At 42.2% G+C, this 23,369-nt stretch carries 13 protein-coding genes and 3 pseudogenes; 7 read left to right on the forward strand and 9 right to left on the reverse strand.

Features of this window, described 5'->3' with window-relative positions; all coding sequences use genetic code 11:
* Positions 1 to 70 precede the first annotated feature (70 nt).
* From recC to L0B17_RS13130, 4 genes and pseudogenes are all read left to right on the forward strand, one after another.
* Positions 71 to 3,697, forward strand: a complete 3,627-nt coding sequence (gene recC / locus L0B17_RS13115) for an exodeoxyribonuclease V subunit gamma (RefSeq protein WP_235085406.1) — start codon at positions 71 to 73, stop codon at positions 3,695 to 3,697.
* Between the two features lie 74 nt (positions 3,698 to 3,771).
* A pseudogene (locus tag L0B17_RS13120) lies at positions 3,772 to 7,609 on the forward strand (UvrD-helicase domain-containing protein).
* 1 nt (position 7,610) lies between these two features.
* Positions 7,611 to 9,829, forward strand: a pseudogene (recD, locus tag L0B17_RS13125) (exodeoxyribonuclease V subunit alpha).
* 236 nt (positions 9,830 to 10,065) lie between these two features.
* Positions 10,066 to 11,073, forward strand: a complete 1,008-nt coding sequence (locus L0B17_RS13130; RefSeq protein ID WP_235085407.1) for a D-alanine--D-alanine ligase — start codon at positions 10,066 to 10,068, stop codon at positions 11,071 to 11,073.
* A gap of 93 nt (positions 11,074 to 11,166) precedes the next feature.
* On the opposite strand, the gene L0B17_RS13135 is transcribed toward L0B17_RS13130, so the two are convergent.
* From L0B17_RS13135 to L0B17_RS13165, 7 genes are all read right to left on the reverse strand, one after another.
* The gene (locus L0B17_RS13135) at positions 11,167 to 11,754 is read right to left on the reverse strand and encodes a cytochrome c3 family protein (protein ID WP_235089814.1); all 588 of its coding nucleotides are present in this window, start codon (positions 11,752 to 11,754) and stop codon (positions 11,167 to 11,169) included.
* A 20-nt stretch (positions 11,755 to 11,774) separates the two neighbouring features.
* Positions 11,775 to 12,245, reverse strand: coding sequence for a nitrate reductase cytochrome c-type subunit (locus L0B17_RS13140; protein WP_235085408.1), 471 nt, complete (start codon positions 12,243 to 12,245; stop codon positions 11,775 to 11,777).
* Positions 12,246 to 12,256: 11 nt separating this feature from the next.
* Complete coding sequence (gene napA / locus L0B17_RS13145) at positions 12,257 to 14,746, reverse strand: nitrate reductase catalytic subunit NapA (protein ID WP_235085410.1); 2,490 nt, start codon at positions 14,744 to 14,746, stop codon at positions 12,257 to 12,259.
* 2 nt (positions 14,747 to 14,748) lie between these two features.
* Complete coding sequence (locus L0B17_RS13150; protein ID WP_235085412.1) at positions 14,749 to 15,006, reverse strand: chaperone NapD; 258 nt, start codon at positions 15,004 to 15,006, stop codon at positions 14,749 to 14,751.
* Between the two features lie 35 nt (positions 15,007 to 15,041).
* Positions 15,042 to 15,200: a periplasmic nitrate reductase, NapE protein gene (locus L0B17_RS13155; protein ID WP_235085414.1), complete on the reverse strand. Its 159-nt coding sequence runs from the start codon at positions 15,198 to 15,200 to the stop codon at positions 15,042 to 15,044.
* 539 nt (positions 15,201 to 15,739) lie between these two features.
* Positions 15,740 to 16,648, reverse strand: coding sequence for a class I SAM-dependent methyltransferase (locus tag L0B17_RS13160; protein ID WP_235085415.1), 909 nt, complete (start codon positions 16,646 to 16,648; stop codon positions 15,740 to 15,742).
* 149 nt (positions 16,649 to 16,797) lie between these two features.
* Positions 16,798 to 17,970 carry an AI-2E family transporter gene (locus L0B17_RS13165; RefSeq protein ID WP_235085417.1) on the reverse strand — a complete coding sequence of 391 codons (1,173 nt, stop codon included), beginning with the start codon at positions 17,968 to 17,970 and terminating at the stop codon, positions 16,798 to 16,800.
* A gap of 86 nt (positions 17,971 to 18,056) precedes the next feature.
* On the opposite strand from L0B17_RS13165, the gene folX reads away from it, so the two are divergent.
* The 3 genes and pseudogenes from folX to L0B17_RS13180 form a co-directional block, all read left to right on the forward strand.
* Entirely contained in the window at positions 18,057 to 18,425 is a 369-nt protein-coding gene (folX, locus tag L0B17_RS13170) for a dihydroneopterin triphosphate 2'-epimerase (RefSeq protein ID WP_235089816.1), read from the forward strand.
* 85 nt (positions 18,426 to 18,510) lie between these two features.
* Positions 18,511 to 19,398: a TIGR01777 family oxidoreductase gene (locus L0B17_RS13175; protein WP_235085419.1), complete on the forward strand. Its 888-nt coding sequence runs from the start codon at positions 18,511 to 18,513 to the stop codon at positions 19,396 to 19,398.
* Positions 19,399 to 19,454: 56 nt separating this feature from the next.
* A pseudogene (locus L0B17_RS13180) lies at positions 19,455 to 19,755 on the forward strand (VOC family protein); the annotation flags it as partial.
* Between the two features lie 103 nt (positions 19,756 to 19,858).
* On the opposite strand, the gene L0B17_RS13185 reads toward L0B17_RS13180, so the two are convergent.
* A complete protein-coding gene (locus tag L0B17_RS13185; protein WP_235085420.1) occupies positions 19,859 to 20,188 on the reverse strand; it encodes a YbaB/EbfC family nucleoid-associated protein in 330 nt (109 codons plus the stop codon).
* 218 nt (positions 20,189 to 20,406) lie between these two features.
* The gene (gene dnaX, locus L0B17_RS13190; protein ID WP_235085422.1) at positions 20,407 to 23,355 is read right to left on the reverse strand and encodes a DNA polymerase III subunit gamma/tau; all 2,949 of its coding nucleotides are present in this window, start codon (positions 23,353 to 23,355) and stop codon (positions 20,407 to 20,409) included.
* Between the last annotated feature and the right edge of the window lie 14 nt (positions 23,356 to 23,369).

Genomic DNA, 23,369 nt, shown 5'->3' on the forward strand with positions numbered 1-23,369 from the left:
TTATATTAGTCGTTGATGCAAGCGAGCTAACCCCATAGAATGGCATGAGATGTTCTATTGTGAGTGCCCTATGCTGTCATTAATTCAATCCAATCAAATGGAAGTCTTGTCTGAGCAATTAGCTAAAATGCTGGCAACACCTTTGCCTAATACTAGCCTGCTTACAACCGAGCAAGTGTTAGTACAAAGCCCAGGCATGTCGACATGGCTGCGTTTAGAAGTGGCTAAACATAACCAAATAGCGGCAGCACTCACCTTCCCTTTACCGTCTAGTTTTATTTGGCAACTTTGCCATCAATTATTACCCAATGTGCCAAAGGAAAACGCCTTTACCAAAGCGGCGATGACCTGGAAGCTAATGGATTTAATCCCAAGCTTACTTGATGATGCCGATTACCAACCTTTGCAGCACTATCTAACCAATGGTAATTTGGAAAGTGAGAATAACGCCTCATCCAACTCACAAGACGCTATTAAGCTGTATCAACTATCAAATCGCATTGCCGATATTTTTGACCAGTATTTGGTGTATCGCCCAGATTGGATCCAAGCATGGGAAAACAACCACCCACTGACCGAGCTAAACCCACGTTTTAACTTAGATGAAAACCAGTTATGGCAGCCTAAGCTTTGGCGCGCATTAGTGGATTACAACGATACCAAACTACAGGCTAGCCAATATCACCGAGCAAACTTACACCAGTCATTACTGAACGCATTAGCTGAGCCTACAACCAATATCAGTATGTTACCCAGCCGATTATTTGTGTTTGGTATTTCTTCAATGCCACCACAAACATTAGACGTTATTTATGCACTGGCCCAGCGTATTGAAGTGGTCATGCTGGCACTCAGTCCTTGTCAGCACTATTGGGGCGACATTATCGACCCTAAAGTCAGAGCCAGAATGGCGTTAAAATATACCCATAAAAAACAACTTGCCGAAGATTGGGAAGACAAACTTGAGGTAGGGAACCCAATACTGGCCAACAATGGCAAAATGGGCCGTGAGTTATTAGATTTGCTATTGAGCTTGCCGCCTGAAAACACCAATTTTAGCTACGACTGTTATGTCGAGCCCACCCCGAATAACCTATTGCACGGGGTTCAATATGATATTTTACAAATGGAAACCCTAGGACAAGCATTAGGGCCAGATGCTAATTTGTATCAGCAAATTGAAAAACGCCGTTTACTTAACAATAATGACACCTCTATTACCCTGCGCAGCTGTCATAGCCCACTGCGGGAAGTAGAAACATTACACGATCATATCGCAAGCTTATTAGATGCAGATCCCACTTTAGAGCCAAAAGACATTGTGGTAATGATGCCCGATGTTGCCGCCTACGCCCCTTATATTGATGCGGTATTTGGCACAGTAAACAGCCAGTATTACTCCAATTTTCAGCGCGGAGCTAACGCCTCTAATCCAAATAACACCGCAAAAATGCCAAGGCAACTTGCGGTGCCCTATGCTATTGCTGACCGTGGCGCCGCCCAGGAGTCACCACTCATTAATAGTTTTTTAACCCTACTTAATATCAACCAAAGCCGTTTTGGATTAACAGAGGTGCTGTCTATTTTAGAAGTGCCAGCAATTTTAAGACGCTTTGAATTAGATGAAGATGACTTTAATATTATTAAGCGTTGGCTAGATCATGCCAATGTGCGTTGGGGACGGGATGCAAACAGCCGCACTCAATTAGGCTTACCGGCCTTTGGGCAAAACTCTTGGTCATTTGGTATTAAGCGATTAATTTTGGGTTATGCACTTAATGATCAATCCGCTATGTATCAAGGAATATTACCCGTCAGTGGCGTTGAAGGCCAATCAGCACAAGCCTTGGGTAAATTACTTAACTTTTTAGAAGCGATTGACGATCACACCCAGGCTTTTTTCAAGCCCAGCTCAACAGCCGACAGACTGAGCCAAATAAACCAATTAATTGAAGACTTTTACCAAACCGTTGACGATGAGCAAAGCCAAATACTCACCATCAGAAATGCGCTTGCTTGCCTATCAGATGAACTTATCGAAGCGGGTCATCAAGCTCAGATTAATATTGAAGTACTCAAGCAATGGTTTAATCAAACCTTAAATGACTCACGCGTGGGTCAGCGCTACCTTGCCGGCAGTGTTAACTTTTGTACCTTAATGCCTATGCGCTCAATTCCATTTAAAATTGTGTGTTTGCTGGGCATGAACGACGGCGTTTACCCGCGAGTACAGCATCCTGTCGGATTTGATTTAATGGCGCACTTTGGCGCTCAAAAAGGCGACCGTTCACGCAGATTAGATGACAGATATCTATTTTTAGAGGCACTACTTTCAGCGCGTGAACAACTTTATGTTAGCTACATTGGCCACAGCGAACGTGACAATGCAGAACGTATTCCGTCAATGCTGATTTCAGAGTTAGTTGAGTTCTGCCAAATGAGTTATCTGCCGCAGCACTTATCAAGCAACACATTAACCGAAGATGATGTTGAGCGAATTGAACAAGCGGTAAGCCAGCAACTTATTCAAGCTCAGCCACTGCAACCCTTTGATCATAAATTATTTACCCAAGGTAGCCCTTTACAAAGTTATCATCAGCGTTGGTGTCCTCCGCCGTTAGATAAACAGTACGATCAACGTTTTTTCAACCCACAGCAACCGATTATTGCTGAAAAAAATGGTCAACTGAGCAGTAATCAAAGCCAACAGAATGGCAACCAAAGTGATGAACTAGAGCTGTCAGCATTAATTCGATTTTTCCGTAATCCGGCGCAATTTTTCTTCAACCGTAGTCTAAAAGTTGACTTAAACTTAAATTTGCAAGCCGATGATAATGACGAACCTTTTAGTTTAGATGGTTTAGGTCGCTATAAATTACAATCTAATCTTATCGACTCAGCTTTAAGTCAAACTAACAGTGACGTCGATATTGAGCTACTTAATCAACTCAAAGCCAGTGGTAGCTTACCTATGGCTCCATTTGATGATATTTTATTGTCGCAATATCAACGCGATATAGCACCTTTGATTAATCGAATACATTTTTTACAAGATGAGCAAACCAGCGAATCGATTGATATCGACCTAACTATGCAAGTCAACTCACCTGACAATCAGCACTTAAGTCACTTAAACCTGGTTGGACGCATCGATGATGTTAGCCCTAAAGGCTTAATTAATTATCGACCTGGCACCGCCCACGGCAGAGATTTAGTTCAGTGTTTTATCCGCCATTTATGCCTTAATGCACAAGGTATTATCAAATACAGTTACTTGTTAGACATGGGCCATTTTCATTGTTTTGCCCCGTGTACCGCCGAGCAAGCCAAGTTACAATTGAGTCAGTTTGTACAAACTTATATTAATGGCCAACGTCAGCCATTATGTTTTGCCCCCCGTACAGCCTGGCTTTATGCACAAACCGACGGCACGCACACTGAAAAATTGCATGCGGCACAAAAACAGTGGCGAGACGAGCAAACACAATTAGGGGAAGGATTTGAGCCACATCATCAACGTTTATTCACTTTTCCGGATGATTTTAGTCAGGCCACATTTGGCCAGTTAGTGGATACTTTATTGCAACCGATGGTGAGCTTATACCACAAGGGTAAACTCGGTGAGTTAGATGACTTTGTCAGTGGTGATGCGGCTGTGCAACAAGCTGCAATAATCGCTAAAACAGTTAATCTTTAGTTTTTAGCCGCTTTATCTATTGAGCCAACATAACAAACAGCAGACGCACAGTATCGGAGCAAGATATATCACTTATGAATAACGCCAAGTCAGCTAATATTACCGTGTCAGCACTGGATGCGCTCAACTTACCTTTTGCAGGGTCTAGCCTGATAGAAGCCAGCGCAGGCACAGGTAAAACCTATACTATTTCAGGGTTATATTTACGTTTGCTGTTAGGTCATGGCGGCCAAGCACCGTTACTGTGTGAACAAATTTTAGTGGTTACCTTTACCAATGCGGCTACAGAAGAGCTGCGAGATCGAATACGTAAACGGATCCAAATTGCGTATAAACGTTTTTTAGGCGTCACCACAGATGATCTCTTTGTTGAGCAGCTTTATCAGCAGATCCCAGAGGATGAACGCGCCATTGCGTTAAAACGCTTTGATCTGGCACTTAAGTCACTCGACGAAGGCGCTATTTTCACTATTCATGGTTTTTGCCAGCGTATTTTGGCCGATATGGCATTTGAATCGTCATTGTTATTTGAATCAGAATTCACCTTAGACGACAGTGAGTATTTACACCATGCGGTGCGCGATTTTTGGCGCGAAGCCTGTTATCCGCTGCCATTATTTTTAGCCCAACAGATCAGTAATACCTTTGGTGAGCCAGAAAAACTGGCTCAAAAGGTGCGCGCGTTACTCGGTGCTAGCCAAGCGATAGCCTCTGACACGCCGCCAGATTTTATTAAACTGTCTGAGTCATTAGTGCAAAGTCTACAGCGTTTTAAATTACGCTGGCCTACAGAGCACCCAGCTATGTTAGCGCTGTTAGTGGATTTACCCTTAAATGGTCAGCGCTTTGGTAAAAAAGCCGATGGTTACCCTAAATTGCTGCAATTATTCGATGACCTCACCCATTGGGTTAGTTACGGCCAAGGTTTACCGCCGTTAAAGCCAATGGAGCAGTTAGCCTTATCAGAGCTGAGATTAAATAAAGGCGGTGAAATTCCATCAGCGCAGGATGCACCATTACTGGATCATATCGAGCGGTTATTGGGATTAATCAATGCCATTATTCCTGCCTTTTTAGTTCGTGCTCAAGCAGGCATTAAGCAACGGTTTATTCAACAGAAACATCAACGTAATTTGATGACACCCGATGACTTGTTAACTAGCCTTGCCAAAGCGCTTGAGCATAATCCTGATACCTTGCCCAATGCCATCGCAAAGCGCTTTCCAATTGCGCTGATTGATGAGTTTCAAGATACTGACCCATTACAATTTCAAATATTCAATACTGTATATCAAGCGCCAAAAAGTGATCCGCACAGCTCACAAGCGGGCGGCTCTGGCATTACCGAACAACAATCGACCACACCTAACAACGCCATAGGCATCTTAATGATTGGCGATCCAAAACAAGCCATTTATGCCTTTCGCGGTGCTGATATTTTTACCTATATTAATGCCCGTAATCAGACCGAAGCGCACTATAATTTAGATACCAATTACCGCTCGTCAGCACAATTAGTTAACGGTGTTAATCATTTTTTCAATCAGCACCAAGACCCATTTATCAGTGATGCTATTCTCTATGATCCGGTAAAAACCCCAGCATCTGCGCAAAAAAAGATATTGATTGAAGCAAGCGAAAAAACAGCGGCATTGCGGATCAAACTGCTTAAAGAACACGAGCAAACAGGATTAAACAAAACTACCGCACGTCAAATACTTGCCAACGACGCCGCAGCAGAAATAACCCGCTTATTAACAGAAGCACAGGCCGGCCAATGCGTGATAAACGGCGAAGCATTAATTGCCAAAAATATTGCGGTATTGGTCAGGGACAGAAACGAAGCTGCGGTGATTAAAGCCGCCTTAAGTGCCCGCAACATTGGCGCGGTATTTTTAAGTCGCGATAGTGTATTTGACACCAATGAAGCCAAAGAGACCGCCCTTATTCTGCGGGCATTAGCTAACCCCAAAGATGAGCGTGCCATTCGTGCAGCGTTAGCGACTGAGTTAATCGGCTACAACGCCAATAAAATTCATCAATTTAATCAAGACGAAGCACTGCGTCAAAAAGTGTTAGATTTATTTACTCACTGGCACCAGTTGTGGTTATCAAGCGGCATTATGCCTGCGTTACTGAGTCTGGCTAATGACACTCGCTTAGTGCATCGACTATTAGCTAAGCCTGTCATGACTACCTCTTCCGAGTCAGGAGCAGAACTAGAGTCAGACATTGACTCAAACTTAAGCTCAACCACAGCTGATGACGATGAGTTTATGAGTATCAGCGCAAGTGGCGAGCGCCGCTTAACTGATTTTCGTCACCTAGGTGAACTACTGCAACAAAAGGCCACGGAGCTTGACGGTAGCAGTGCATTAATTAACTGGTTTGAGCAACAACTGCTCGGCACTCAGGGCCAAGATGAACAACAACTGCGGTTAGAAAGCGAGCAAAATCTGGTGCAAATTGTCACCATTCACAAATCAAAGGGACTTGAGTACCCTATTTGTTTTGTGCCTTTTATCAGCCTAGCCAGAGGAGGTAATCGCCGCCCTGAGCCTATGCTATACCATAGCCAAGGTAAGTTAATTTGGGATATTTATGGTAGCGATGAAGGTTGGGAGCAATATAAGCGTGAAACCTTAGCCGAAGACTTACGCTTGTTATACGTGGCGCTAACCCGACCCATTTATGCCTGTTACCTGTATATCGCCAACCAATCAAGGCAATTAAAAGCCGGCATTAGCTCGCAACTGCATGAAACCGGTATAGGCTATTTATTAGGTATTACTGATAAAGATTGTGATGGCGAACAAATGGCGGCTAAAGTGGCACAATTAGCCACAATTGATGCTATTAGTGTTAGCCAAGTGGCTGACACTATCGACACTACAGTATTAGTCGACAATATCGATACCCAGCGAACCTATGCAGCCAAACAAACCACTCGAAAACTGGGGTTACCTTGGCGTGTGGGCAGTTACTCAGGGTTAGTCAAACATCTTGCCCATGAAAAAACCATTCCCCGGCGCCGATGATGAGGACTTTAGCGAAGAAGCGCTAATAGAAGTGGTGCTACCTGCGGCAAATATTTTAGACCGCTTCAGCTTTGAGCGCGGCGCTAATGCGGGTAGTTTCATGCATTTAGTATTAGAGCTATTTGATTTCACCCAAGCAGACACTGAATTGCAACCGGCATTAATCAAAGCGATGCAACAATATGGTTTTGATCAGCAAATTTGGTTGGCCCCGTTAACCTTGTGGTATCAACAAATTCTAGCCACCCCCTTAGTGAAATCCTTAGATAGAAACGTGCAGAATAGCTCGCATCAAGCTGATCTCGCCCCAATTTGTTTACAAGAGTTAACTCCCCAACAAACCTTGGTAGAAATGGAGTTTTACTTACCCATCACTGAGCTACATGCCAAAAAGCTTAATCACTTATTAGACCAATTTGGTTATGAGAACAACTTCAGCTTCGATACCTTAAAAGGGATGTTAAAAGGCTTTATCGATTTAACCTTCGAGCATCAAGGTCAGTTTTATATTGCAGATTATAAGTCAAATCACTTAGGCCACCAGCTGCAGGATTACAACCAAACTGCGATGGCTAAAGCCATCAATAGCCACAGATATAACTTGCAGTACATTCTGTATACTTTAGCCCTGCATCGCTATTTACGCCTGCGGATGCCAGATTATAACTACCATCAACATATTGGCGGCTGTTTTTATTTATTCCTCAGGGGCATGAGCCTGGATGCGCTTGGCTCTGGGGTCTTTTTTGATAAACCTGACGCAGCCCTTATTGATCAGTTAGATAAATTATTTTCAACCCCAGAACTTGATGCCCATACAAGTATTGATAATAACAACCATAGTGCAAACGAACGCGGCGCGGAGAAGCGATAATATGTTAACGACTTTACTGCCTATGGCACAATTGCTTAAACAGTGGCAACAAGCAAAATTGATCACCGCGCTGGATAGGCATTTTGCTCTTGAGCTAGCCAACATTGAAAACATGACTGTCTCAACCATTATGCCAATGAGCGATAGCAATGGAAGCGAAAATACCGATACAGTTGACCAAGAAAACAGTGATTTATTGTTATTAATCTGTACCCTACTCAGTCAGCAATTATCTAATCAGCACAGTTGTTTAGTGTTGCATAATATTGTGCTGGCCAATCCTATGGCTGAAGATATTGGTAGCCACCCTTTTGCCGTTGGGGCTCAAGCATCATGCCAAATCACTGTCGACCACAATCACTTAATTAAGCAGCTTAGCCAGCTAAATGCAGTGGGTAAACCTGGCGATAATACCCCGATGGTTATCGAATTCGACCGACTTTATTTAAATAAATACTATGTATTTGAAACTCAAGTGGCGCAAAAATTACGTCAACTTGCCAGTATTGATATACCGGCCGACAACCCATTACTGCCAAGCTACTTAGATAATTTATTTCCGCCACAAGTTAATCATCAATTCGACTGGCAAAAAATAGCCACTGCAACCGCGCTCACTAAAGCACTTGCGGTAATTACAGGCGGCCCAGGTACGGGTAAAACCACCACAGTCACCAAGTTACTGCTGTTATTACTGACTCAGCAGAATATGACCATTCGCTTAGTTGCCCCAACAGGTAAAGCGGCCGCTAGACTGAGTGAATCGATTAAAGCATCTAAAAATCGTTTAAGACAAAGCTTAGCTGATAACCATCAGCCTCAAGCGCTCTTAACCGCACTTCTAGTAGCATTAGAAGCGATACCTGAAGACGCCGCCACTTTGCACCGTTTACTCGGTGTCATACCGCACTCGCACCAATTTAGGCATAACAAAGACAATCCACTGCGGCTTGATTTACTGGTTATTGATGAAGCCTCCATGGTCGACTTACCCATGATGAACAAAATATTAACCGCACTGCCAGACAAGGCTCGACTCATTTTGTTAGGCGATCAAGACCAATTAGCCTCAGTTGAGGCCGGTGCCGTGCTAGCGGATATTTGCCAAGGGTTAAAACAAACTGCAACAACAGGCATAAACGCTAACATCAAAGCAGAGCAAACAAACCTGGCGCCATGGCGTATGCATTATAGCCAGCAACAAGCTGACAATATTAAACGGCTGACAGGCCAGGATGTGAGTCAGTTTGTTGATAGCCTCAAAGTCAATAACGCTCAATCACTTGAGACACATAGCACCGACTCGAATAGCACCGGCATACAGAGTAAAGGCAATCAGTTTGGCGACAGCTTATGTATGTTGATGCATAGCCACAGATTTAAAGGCGATGCCGGTATTGGTCAATTAGCTAACGCGGTCAATGACGCTAATGTCAGCCATATTAGACAGGTTTGGCAACACGGTTATGCTGAATTAAATTGGTTTGAGCATCAAACCCATTCCAATCAGAACAGTGCCAATAAAATCAGCGCCAATCTAGACAATGCAGGTAAACAGCAATTATTAGCCTTGTCAGTCAGTGCTTATCAGCCGTACTTAGATATGATTCATTTTAATCAGAATGTGTTTAATAATAATGTCGCCAACACACAGGTTTATGGCGCGGAACAAATTATTGAGCAATATAATCAGTACCGTATGTTATGTGCCATGCGCGCATCTGAATACGGGGTCGACGGAATGAATGTGGCGATTACCGACAGTTTGCGCCAGGCTCAACTTATTCAACCTAAGCAAGAGTTTTACCTTGGACGGCCAATCATAGTTCAAAACAATGATTATAATTTAGGCTTGTTTAATGGTGATATCGGCCTAATTTTGCAGGATCAGCAAAATCCAGCTCGGTTAATGGCACACTTTATTCAAGCTGATGGCAACTTATTGAAAGTATTGCCCGCAAGACTGCCTAAGCATGACACCTGTTATGCCATGACGGTACATAAATCCCAAGGCAGTGAGTTTGATCAAGTCAGTTTTGTGTTGCCGCCAAGGCCAAGTGTTGCACAGTGGCAACTGCTGACCAAAGAATTGCTTTATACCGCGATTACCGGGCAAAAAATCATTTCTATTGCTTAGGCAGTACCGCGGTGTTTGAACGTGCAGCAAAACAAGTCACCACTCGAGCATCAGGGTTAGCGCAGCGTTTATGGAACACATAAACGTATTCAGGCATCCGATACTGATGCAGATTAAATCAATTAGCCTATGCCTATTGAGTTTATGATAACTGAGTTGATGCAAATTACTTTACATAAACGTGCTAGACGATTCTGCTATTTATAACTGAAATATTGTTAACCTCTACTTGCCATGACCCAGTGTGGATCTTTATCATAAGCAGGTCATTTCAGGGCGCATTCATCTAGCCCTATTTTATTCATTTTTAGGAGCAAGCATGCCAAAAATTAATCTGCTACTGTTATGTGGCGGTGGCGGCGCGGAACACGATATTTCATTAATGTCGGTTAAGTTTTTTGAGTCATCACTGGCTAAGTCAGATAAATTCTCGGTACTACGTTTAGAGCTAGATAAGCACGGACATTACAAAAACCAACACGGTGATGTATGTGAGCTAACTAACCGCCGTGAAGTGCGTTTTGAAGATGAGACAATACCAACATGGCCGGTAGATTATGTTATTCCTTGTATTCATGGTTACCCTGCTGAAACCGGCGATATTCAATCCTATTTTAATTTAATTCAATTGCCCTACTTTGGTTGTGAATCGGAAGCATCGAGTAATTGTTTTAACAAAATCACCGCCAAAATGTGGTTTAGCGCTTTAGGTGTACCTAATACACCGTATATTTTCCTGCATCAATATGATGATGACGCGATAGCCCAAACGACTGCAGCGTTTGATAAATGGGGATCGTTATTTATTAAAGCAGCCTCTCAGGGATCATCTGTCGGGTGTTATAAAGTCGACGATAAAACCCAAATTGCCAGCATATTAAAAGAAGCGTTTAGCTATTCACCCTATGTGATTGTCGAGCAAACCATAGTTGCCAGAGAGCTTGAAGTAGCCGTCTATGAATACCAAGGTGAAATTGTGGCGACAAAGCCAGGTGAAATTGTCTGCGACAGTAATAATTTTTATAGCTTCGATGAAAAGTATGCCACTAACAGCAAAGCTAAAACCTTTATCGAAGCGATTAATGTCCCCGACGACATTAGTGAACAAATTCGCGCTTATGCTATCAAAGCATTTAAAGGAATGAAGCTACGTCATTTATCACGAATTGATTTCTTTTTAACCGCTGACAATCAAATTCTATTAAATGAAATCAACACCTTTCCAGGTTTAACGCCAATTTCAATGTTCCCTAAAATGTTACAAAACCATGGCCATGATTTTACCGCGTATTTAGTGGATGTGATCAACAGGCAAGTCGAATTGTAATCAATCATTACATTGTTTTACTTTAAAAATTCACCATAAAAATAAAAAGGCCAAAGCAAATTGCTTGGCCTTTTCGTGTATAGCTAACAACGATTAGAAGCCTTCTACACCCGCCATATCAGGTAATTGGTGTGCAATCCCTTTATGACAATCGATACAGGTTTTTTCACCACTTGCCAATGACGTGGAATGCATCTGCGACGCACGCTTTGATTGACGCGTAAAATCCATGTAATCAAAGTTATGACAGTTACGACATTCAAGTGAGTCATTTGCCTTCAAGCGTGTCCACTCATTTTCAGCTAAATGGCGACGTTTCGCTTCAAACTTTTCACGGGTGTTAATCGTACCAAACACCTTGCCCCAAACTTCTTTTGAAGCTTGCATTTTACGGGCAATTTTATCAGTCCAGTTATGGGGAACATGGCAATCAGGACACGTTGCACGTACACCACTTCGGTTAGTGAAGTGAATCGTGCTTTGTAATTCCTGATAAACGTTATTCTCCATTTCATGACAACCAATACAGAATTTTTCTGTATTGGTGACTTCTAAAGCGGTGTTAAAGCCCCCCCAGAAAATCACCCCAGCGACAAATCCACCTAAGGTCAAAAAACCAAGGCTGTAGTGAACACTCGGACGGTTAAGTACCTTCCAAAGCAGTTTTAGTTTTTCCAACAAATTAGCCAACATAATCGCTCCTAATGCTTAGCAGGTTTAGTGGCATTCATTAGATGTTCGAGGTCGACAAAGTCGTTTTCGACCAACAACTTGGCATCTAATTGAATCACATGGCACTGGGTACAGTTATAACGTCTTGGAGAAAGCTCTGCCAAGAAGTTATTGTCTCTGTCCATGTAATGAGTCACGCTAACCATAGGCGCTTGAGAGTGCCCAGTGCTAGTGCGAGCATGACACTGCATACACTTATTGACCTTCAAATCCAACTGGTAGCCATCAATTTTGTGAGGGATCAAAGGTGGTTGCATTGGATAATTACGCATTTGCTTCAAGTCGGTATTAAGCACTTTCTGCATTGCAGGTGGCGTTGGCTCAATATTGATTGGCGCCAAACGTAAAGTGTCAATTTGGTCTTCAGGCACACTGGTCGCCAGTACGCTAAATGATAAACCTAAAATCGCAACGATTGACGCAACTTTGATAATATTCATGTGTTTTCCCCTTATGCCTTCATAATCTTAATGGCACACTTTTTAAAGTCTGTTTGCTTAGATATTGGATCGGTAGCATCTAAGGTCACTTTATTAATCAGTTGACTTGCATCAAACCAAGGTACAAACACTAAGCCCACTGGCGGCTTGTTACGACCACGAGTTTCAACACGAGTCTTAATTTCACCTCGACGTGAGATGACTTTAATTTCATCACCACGGCGTAAGCCACGCTTTTTAGCATCTTCAGGATGCATAAAGCACACTGCATCAGGGAAAGCCTTATAAAGCTCTGGAACACGCTGAGTCATTGAGCCTGAATGCCAATGCTCAAGTACTCGACCGGTTGATAACCAAAGATCGTATTCCTCATCAGGTGATTCCGCTGCGGGCTCATAAGGTAGTGCGAAAATAACCGCTTTACCATCTGGCTTGCCATAGAATTCAAATCCCTTACCAGCTTTGACATACGGGTCTGAACCTTCACGGAAACGCCATTTAGTTTCTTTACCATCAACTACAGGCCAACGCAGACCGTGCTCTTTATGGTAGGTATCAAAGTCAGCTAAATCATGGCCATGACCACGACCGAAGGTGGCGTACTCTTCAAACAGCCCTTTTTGCACGTAGAAATTGAACGCTTGGTTTTCATCGTTAAGAAACTTAGGATCCGCATCAGTAACAGGGAATTTATTAACATTGCCATTTTGATACAAGACTTCATATAAAGTCTTACCTTTAAACTGAGGATTTGCAGCCAATACTGCCTCAGGCCAGACTTCGTCTGTGGTGAAGTATTTTGAAAACTCCATTAGCTGCCATAAATCTGACTTAGACTCTCCTGGTGCTTTGACCATTTGATGCCAGAACTGAGTACGACGTTCAGCATTACCATAAGCCCCTTCTTTCTCAACCCACATGGCTGTTGGTAAAATCATATCAGCGGCTTGGGTCGTGACTGTTGGATAGGCATCTGACACCACGATGAAGTTTTCTGGATTGCGGTAACCTGGTAAGACTTCTTCGTTAATATTAGGTCCGGCCTGCATGTTGTTATTAACTTGTACCCAATAACAGTTTAAGTCGCCATCTTTAAGGCGGCGGCTCTGCTCAACGGCATGGTAACCTGGCTTTTCAGGAATAATACCACTAGGGATTTTCCAAATATTTTCAGAAATTTTTCTGTGCTCAGGGTTAGTCACCACCATGTCCGCAGGCAAGCGGTGCGAGAAAGTCCCCACTTCACGTGCGGTACCACAGGCAGAAGGCTGACCTGTCAGAGAGAAAGGACTGTTACCTGGAGTTGAAATTTTACCCACAAGTAAGTGAATGTTATACATCAAGTTGTTACACCAAACACCACGAGTGTGTTGGTTAAAACCCATGGTCCAAAATGAAGTGACTTTTCTTTCAGGGTCAGCATAAAGCTCGGCAAGTTCAAGCAGTTTGTGCTCAGGAACACCTGAAAGCTTACTTACTGATTCAACATCATAATCAGCAACAAACTTTTTAAACTGTTCAAAATCGATTGGGGTTGAATCGTTGGCGGTATCGGCATTTTTAGACTTCATCTGGGTAGGATGAGTCGCACGTAGCCCATAACCTATGTCTGTGGTGCCTTTACGGAAATTGACATGCTTATTAACAAAATCCCAATTAACCTTGTCATTTTGAATAATGTAATTAGCAATAAAGTTCAGAATGGCTAAATCTGTTTGCGGGTTAAATACCATTGGCAAATCAGCTAGATCAAACGATCTGTGCTCAAAGGTCGATAATACCGCCACTTTTACATGAGGTGCACTTAAACGGCGATCAGTTACCCGCGTCCATAAAATCGGGTGCATTTCCGCCATGTTAGAGCCCCATAATACAAACGCGTCAGCCGCTTCCATATCATCGTAACAACCCATTGGCTCATCAATGCCAAAGGTACGCATAAAGCCAGCAACAGCCGAAGCCATACAGTGACGCGCATTAGGGTCGATGTTATTCGTACCAAAGCCAGCTTTCATTAGCTTAACAGCGGCATAACCTTCCCACACAGTCCATTGACCTGAACCAAACATGCCAACGGCTGTCGGTCCTTTTGCCTTAATGGTTGCTTTCCACTTTTGTGCCATTGTTTCAAAGGCTGTACTCCAGCTTACTGGAGTGAACTCACCGTGCTTGTCATACTTACCATCTGTCATACGTAACATAGGCGAAGTTAAGCGGTCACGGCCGTACATAATTTTGGATAGGAAATAACCTTTAACACAGCTTAAGCCGCGGTTAACTTCACTATTAGCATCGCCATGGGTGGCAACAACTTTACCATCACGAGTGGCCACCATCACAGAACAACCTGTACCACAGAAACGACAAGGCGCTTTATTCCATTCAAGCTTTGTTTGCTCTGAGCTGGTAATTAGGTTGCTTGCTGCTGCGGGCAATGCTAATCCAGCGACACTTGCTGCTGCCATTGCGGCATTAGCTTTCATAAAATCACGTCTGTTCATTTTCATATCTCACCCTCTTCAAGCTCTTCACTTTGGTGGTAAACCATGGTCGCTGATAACACGCCAGGTAATGCATTAATTGTCGAAATATCATCCATTAATGACCTTTGGCTTGTACCTTCAATCACCACAACAAGCTTGACGTCATTGTTTGCTGAAAGCTCTGCGTTTTTGATTGCCATAATTTTTTGTCTAACATCAGCCATTTTGTCTGGACGTACTTGGACAATTAAACTGGTTACGTGAAGTTCATTACTCATTAATCACACTCACATGTTTATTTTTAATTTTTATATTAACCAACACCTGGTGGGCCCGTTAAAATTTGGCTAAACCAGATGCTAAAGCCTAGTGCACTGACAAGCAGCACAGATAAAATAGGTGCAAGGAAGACAGTCAAGAAGATAAAAATTTTCAATTCGAGACTTTTTTCACTTTTAATGTCTTTACTCATGGAGCCTCCAAGAGTGGTTGGAATGGGGACTTAATCAATTAAGTCACTGTCATTATTTTGCTTTACGTGGATGTTAACGCTAAACCGTTTGCAATCTATATACTCACAAATTGGTAAACATGTGTTTATTTGATCTAGATCATTAAAATAGACAAACTATTACTCAACACCCCGTTTTTAAACATAAACATCGATAAACAAAGCTCACTTTAATAATGAAACCACGTATTTAAGCCTAGCGTAATTTAGCTTTTTTACTACCACCTGTGGGTGATATAAGTCAGATATGTAACCAAAGTGTGATCTGTATACGGAAACGACGATTAGATAATATGTAACTGATGTGTGTAATTTATCGATTAAATATTAACAGGGGGACAGGATTATTATTGGCATTCAATGACGATAGCTAAAATTGAAATATGAAAGTTAAAATGAGAAGGTTAAGAGCAGAAAAATACAGCGATAAATGGAATCAAACTCTCAACAATTATGCTATTGAGAGCTTGGTCTAAAGCAGAAATAGCACTTAACTATGTTTAAATCATAGCGTAACGTAACACCTTCAACGATTTTTGCTCATCTATATCAGCAAAAACATCAGGGTTGGCGATACGCTCAATATAATGCAATTGCGGTGCGGTATCATCGACTTGTTGCATTAAAAAATCACAACCTAATTCTGGTGCATTTAAACACAATAACACCTCACCATTTGGAGCAAGTAAGCTCGGTAAACGTTTCAATAAACGCTCATAATCCTTAGTCGCCACAAAACTGCCTTTTTGATTACTTGGCGGATCGGCAATAATTAAATCATAGGGGCCTAATTTAGTCAGTTTACCCCAGGATTTAAAAATATCATGGCCAAGATACCTTGCCCCGTGTGGTAAATCATTGAGAACATGATTCTGCTTACCTATACTTAATGCACCTTTGCTCATATCCATATTGACGACTTCGTCCGCGTCACCCAGCAAGGCGGCAACCGAAAAACCACAGGTATAAGCAAATAGATTCAATACTTTCTTGCCCTGAGCATGCTGCCTCACCCAGCGTCTACCATTAGCCATGTCCAAGAACAAGCCATGGTTTTGACCACGCATCAGATGAACATTAAACATGGCTCCCTGCTCTGTGACCACATGGTTATCTGGTACACTACCACAAACCAATTCAGTAACAGTTTGCCCGCCGCTACGATGTTGAAACACTAAGTTAAGCGGTTCAGCGCTGGCTTGTTGCTGATATTGATGGGTAATAGCGCTAAACAAGGCTTGCTGTTCTAACTCATCCAATGATTTAAAGCTGGTCAGCAATAGCACTGGAGGGTACCAATCAAGACACAAATGCTCTTCACCTTGAAACAAACCACCACGGCCATGAAACACACGCTGAACCTCATTATCAAAAGCAAATTGACTTAAGGCTGTTATTAATCCAGACATAAATATAATGTATTCTCTTATCGTTCTATTTTAAGTGGAAGTTATTGATGGCTATTAATACCTTAACATTTAAGGATTATTGGCTTATTAAGATCGCTCTAACACTGGCGCTTAACCAGTGCTAAAGCTGTAGATATGAGTTAACAGTATTAACTCTTCTGACTTACTTCATCATCTGTATCATCGAGCTTATTCACTGCAGCGATTGATTCAACCTGTACATTATCTATCTCGAGCTCTTCACTACCGGCTTGGGTCTCTGTGTCTAACTCAATCATTTTATCCTCGGCATCGTCGACATTATCAGCGAGTAAAATGGCTAACCACATACTTGATTGACTCGACTCCATACCAATTTTAACTACCATAGTCAGCGGTACTGATAATAACATGCCAACAGAACCTAATAACCAGCCCCAGAAAATTAATGAAAGGAAAACCACTAAGGTTGACAGCCCTAACCCTTTACCCATAAATTTAGGCTCAACCATATTTCCCATTACCATATTGGTGCCAAGATAAAGTAATCCGGTTGCCCCAGCAGCGCCGGGACCAAACTGAATAAAAGCCAATAAAACAGCCGGTATAGCGGCAATAATTGAGCCGATATTAGGAATATAATTGAATAAAAAAGCGATGACAGCCCACAACAGCGCATAATCGACGCCAATAATCGATAACCCAATGCCAACAATAATACCGGTAGCCAGACTCACCAAGGTCTTGATCATCATGTACTGGTTAACTGAACTTAAAAATTTATCAATTTGCTGCAAACGCATGTCAGGAGAATCTAATGCCAGGTGGAACTTTTTAGGCATATCTTTCGCTTCAAATAGCATAAATACAATGGTCAAAATAATTAAAAACAAATTAGCCATTACATTACCCACGCCAGACAGCATATTGGTAGTCATACTTAACGCCATGCCGGGGTCAAAATACTCTAATACTTTATCGCGGGAAATATTAATATTGAACGACCTAAGCTGGTCTAACACCCAAGCAAACTGTTCTATTAATTGCGCACGGTAAACTGGCAGTTGTTTTGAAAACTCAGTAATAGAACTGCCCACTAAACTGGCTAACCATAACCCAATCAGCACAATAAATAACATCAGCAGTAACACAGCGAGAGCTTTAGGTATTTTGAATCGACACATTAATGTAATGGCGGGATTACAAATCATCGCTAAGAAAGCGGATAAAACAAAAGGGACGACAATGGGGCTAGCGGTTTTAATACCTGCAAGAATAATAACCACACAGGCCATTATAATAAAACTGCGAATCGCCATAGACGATTGATGTATATCCTTCATAGAAGAAAAATCCTTGTTGCTACCTAAGTGTGAAATTAGTTATGTTAAGCTTACTCATTGAAAAACATTTATTACTCGAACATATTATGAACTCAGAAACCGCTATTATACGCATAAAAAATCTTCGTTTACGCACCTATATCGGCATAAAAGAAGATGAAATTCAAAATCAACAAGATGTAATCATTAATGTCATCATTCATTACTGCGCTGACAAGGCGCGTAACAGTGATAACGTAGCAGACGCGCTCAATTATCGCACTATAACTAAAAAAATCATTTCCTTAATTGAAAATAATCGTTTCTCGTTACTGGAAAACTTAACTAACCAAACCTTAGAGATTGCCAGTGAGCATGACTGGGTTGAGTTTGCCAGTGTTGAAATAGACAAGCCACATGCGCTTAGATTTGCCGACTCAGTATCTATGGAACTTTGTTATCAAAAGTCTGTTTAATTATCGCTATGCGTCAGGACAGTGATCGGCCTAATATGCTACTGCGTATGTAAATTCGAATGATAATTAATTGGCTAGAGGGCGTATGAATATATTGATAACCGGTGCTACAGGCTTTGTTGGTAAACATTTGGTTGCCAAACTAACCGATCACCCATTAACCATCCTCTCTCGCGACATTGAACGTGCTGCAAAAGTGCTCGGTACCCATCACACTTTTATTGAAGATATTAACCAACTGAGCCATTTAAATAACTTCGATGCGGTAATCAATTTGGCTGGTGAGCCTATTGTGGCGAAACGCTGGACTAAAAACCAAAAAATACGTATTTGTCAAAGCCGATGGGATATTACACAAAAACTCAGTCAATTAATCGCTTCAAGCCAAAAACCACCACATACATTTATTAGTGCTTCTGCTATTGGTTACTATGGTCGCCAGGGTGATCAGCCAGTTGATGAGCAAAGTCAATTTTATGATGAATTTAGCCATCAAATATGTCAAAAATGGGAACAACTGGCTCTTGAAGCAAACTCAGCGACAACACGGGTGTGCATTGCCCGTATTGGCATAGTGCTAGGCAAAAATGGTGGTGCTTTAAGCAAGATGCTACCGCCATTCAAACTGGGCTTAGGCGGCCCTATAGGCAAAGGTAAACAAGGCATGAGCTGGATACATCAAGATGATTTAGTGCGTTTAATCACCTGGATGTTAACCACACCTAGTACACTAGGCATTTACAACGCCACCGCACCTAACCCTGTTAGTAATGCCGAATTTTCATCAGCCTTAGGCCTAGCATTAAATCGTCCAGCAAAGATTATCACGCCACCTTTAGCGTTAAGATTGGCCATGGGGGAAATGTCTGAACTACTCACTGAAGGTCAATATGTATTACCTTCACATGCATTGTCAGAAGGATTTACCTTCAAGTTTACTGATATAAATACAGCGTTAACAGCCATAGTTTAGCGCTAGAATTATGCTCATACTTAGCCTCAGGACTAAGGCCAGTTACCCCAATGGTAATTGGGCTAGAATTATTTCAGTTCAATAATCAAGAAAATCCAGAGAACAACATCCAGAGAGCAACTTCGAATACTGGAAAACCGGTATCTTCCACTTCTGTGTTCAAGACCCTGATGTTGAAGGCTTAGCGGAGAAGATTGTTGCCGCTGGCGGTAAGAAACGCATGAAAGCCCCCGTTACTATTATCCGGGTGAAAAACCATACCGTATGATTTATATGGAAGATCCATTTGGTAATATTTTAGAAATTTACAGCCACAGCTATGAGTTACATTATGCCAGTGGCGCCTATAATAACTAGGGTCTGTTATAAATTAAGATCAAAAAAGCTCAAGCTATAACGGCTTGAGCTTTTTATTATCACCACAATTTTATGACTAAAACCGCCGTAATAGGTCTCATCGTTAGAATGGCATTTTCATGCCTGGCGGTAACTGCATACCACCTGTAACGTCGGCCATTTTAGTTTTCTGATTTTCTTCCACACGACGAACGGCATCATTACATGCTGCTGCAATTAAATCTTCCAGCATTTCTTTATCGTCTTCCATTAAACTTGGATCAATTTCAACACGACGTACATTGTGTGCGCCCGTCATGGTGATTTTCACTAAACCTGCGCCTGACTCGCCAACAACTTCCATACGGGCAATTTCTTCCTGCACTTTGGCCATTTTGTCTTGCATCATTTGGGCTTGCTTCATTAAGTTGCCCATGCCGCCTTTTCCAAACATAATCTTTTCTCTTTCTCTATTAAATAATTTGAGTTATAGCAAGTCGCCAAAATTAACCTGATTTTACTGAAATTAATCAGATTAGCAAACGGGTTAATATAAATTTGCGAGCTTATACCTATTCAAAGTGAAGGTTAACGCCTAATAGCGATTGTCAAACTTCACTATATCGAAGCGATGAATTGGATAACAAGTGAATTTTTGCCCATAAATGGCGTTTACCCGAGTAATGCGGGAATTTGTTCCGCCACAGTATTAAGCTGCTCTGGTGGATACACCACTGAGTCATCATCTAATTGTGCAGCAAGCTCATCTATCATCCACTTTACATTGTCATCTGTTAATATTGATTGCTTAGCCTGTAACACTAACTCTCGGTGAAAACGTTTGCGTAACTCTAGCGGCGTTTCCCGTTGTGGATCTTGGCCAATATCAATATTCACTTGAATATCTTGTTGTAAAAAAGCTGATAATCCAGCTTGTAATTGCCCAATAGCAATATCAGCACACAGGTGTTTTTGATCCGGCTTTAAGGTGAGTTGTATCGGATTTGACACCGCTTTACATAAAGAGTTCACCCCAAGCTGTCTAACACGTCCACCGACTTTAACTTGCGCCATCACTTGATACCAATGTAAGTCGACAGCATGGCCAGTAATTTCATGGCCAATAACCGTAACATCGGTCATTGTGGACGTTGTAATAGTGGATGCTGTCGATGTTGCTATCGGTATCGTCGTCTGGCTTATAGCGGGTGCAATTGAAGCTATAGACTCAGCTTGCACATGCTGCTGAGTATCAATATCAGTCATCATATTGGCATGACTGGCAGACACAGACGTTATTTCTGGCTCTGATATTGGCTCTGAAGATAAACTCAAAGGCTCACTTTGCGGTAATGCTAGTGATGTTTTTTGAGCTAGATCTTCATCTGTAGGTGCTTCCCAGGGTGGTCTGTCATAAGCAGTATCAGCCTGATAAGAGTCTGCATTTTGAATAGGCGCTGTCACTGTAGTGGTAGAATTAGAAGCTGATTCTGCTGTTACAGTTAGCGGTACTTCATCTTGGGCTAATGACTGCTGTGGGGCTATTTTATCATGACTTTTAAGCTCAAGAGTGCTTACACTACCAAGCTTAGATTGCTTCACTTGCTGCTTATCTGCCGCTTTTTTATGTGAAGCATCGACTTCATCCTGTGCTTTATGGGCAATGACTTCAGCCAATAAAGTGTCTCGACTGGCTAATACAAGATCAAGAATGTCATCTAATGGATCATCATCCAATTCAACCAATACTGGGGGATTATTTTCGCTGTCATCATGTTGCTGAACGGATGAAACGTCTAATGAATCAAATGGTTCATTATCAGCTCTAAGCTCTTCTGTAGGCTGAATAGGTGATAATGACGCATCTCCTGCAGAGTGTTGATTATAAGCAAGATAATCTTCATAGTGACTATTATCTTGGTCGTCCTCATCATCGTCTTGAATGTCACCATAATCAACATAGTCGGTGACAGAGGATTGATCATTTAAGTGATCCTCTAAGTGTACATTCAAGTGACCGCTTAACTGATTATTATCAATAACATCAGGCCCAATAGTGCCCGCAGCATTGACTTCGGTTTGAGATTGAAGACTTACGTCACTAGTCTCATTATCATCAGTGTCTTTGCTATCATCGCTATTACGTGCAAAGCCCATACTTTCTGCCTGATTAAGCAACATGGCCTGCTGGGCAATTAACTCTGCGGCGGCATCATCTTCATTATCAAGCACAGTTTTATCGTCAAGGTCATCTTGAGGTTGAGATTTAGTTGAAGTTTGAACTGGTTCAGATAACAGCGTGCTTTGCTCAACTAATCTGTCGGCATCACTGACTACTGCGCCAACATGTTCAACATTGGCGCCATCTAAACTCGCTGCATCGGCGCGAATCGTATCATCAGTAACAGCTACTGAAGCCTGTTCAGTAACATTCTCAGCTGCGGACTTTGGGCGAGTCTCTGTGACCTCTTGCGATGTTTGCGCGGCCTCAGTCAAATCGACTTTAGCCGGAGTGTCTGTTATCCAGCGTTTAACCTGCTTTTCTGGCACAAATGCCACCGCGCGCAGTAAAGCCATCTCTAAACCTGATTTAGGATCGGGGGCAAAAGGGAGGTCTTTACGTCCAGCAAGTAGCATTTGATAATAAAGTTGGATCTGTTCTGCGGATATTTGCTGGGCAAAAGCCAAAATCTGTTCGCTGTATAAAGATGACTGCGCTGCTGCGGGCGCAAATTGAGTTAAGGTAATTTGATGCAGCAATTCTAGCAAGCTACGCAGTACTTCTTGCGCATCAGCACCAAATGCTAATACTTTAGCAACGGTATGCATTAAGGGTTCAATATCAGCATCACAAAGCGCTTTTAGTAGTGCAATAACCTGCTGCTGGTCAATACTGCCTAGCATGGTTTGCACTTGTTGATGCATCACTTGACCCGAACCAAAGGCAATAGCCTGATCGGTCAAACTTAATGCATCACGCATACTGCCATTAGCGGCTTTAGATAATAAGGTCAGCGCCTGGTCTTCAAAGGGTAATTGCTCTTGGGTTAAGACAAAATCTAACTGTTTAGCAATTTCTTCTTGGGATAGACTTTTTAAATTGAACTGCAAGCAACGTGATAGCACAGTTACAGGTAACTTTTGCGGATCAGTTGTTGCTAACAGAAATTTTACGTGTTCCGGAGGCTCTTCTAAGGTTTTAAGCAAGGCATTAAAACTACTACGCGAAAGCATATGAACTTCATCGATTAAGTAGACTTTATAACGGCCTCGCGAAGGACGATATTGAACGTTATCTAATAATTCGCGGGTGTCATCAACTTTGGTTCGTGAAGCGGCATCCACCTCAATGAGATCGACGAATCGACCTTGGGCGATTTCTTCACAGCTTGAACATACGCCACAAGGATTTGCCGTCACACCTTGTTCACAATTTAAGCCTTTGGCAAACAGGCGCGCTAAACTGGTTTTACCTACCCCACGGGTGCCGGTAAATAAATAGGCGTGATGTAAACGTTGCTGACTTAATGCGTTGGTCAGTGCTAATAATACATGCGCTTGACCGACCATTTGTTCAAATTTGGCAGGGCGCCATTTACGGGCTAACACCTGATAAGACATGCAATTCCCCAAGC

It is taken from the genome of Shewanella sp. OMA3-2 (assembly GCF_021513195.1).
Taxonomy (GTDB): domain Bacteria; phylum Pseudomonadota; class Gammaproteobacteria; order Enterobacterales; family Shewanellaceae; genus Shewanella.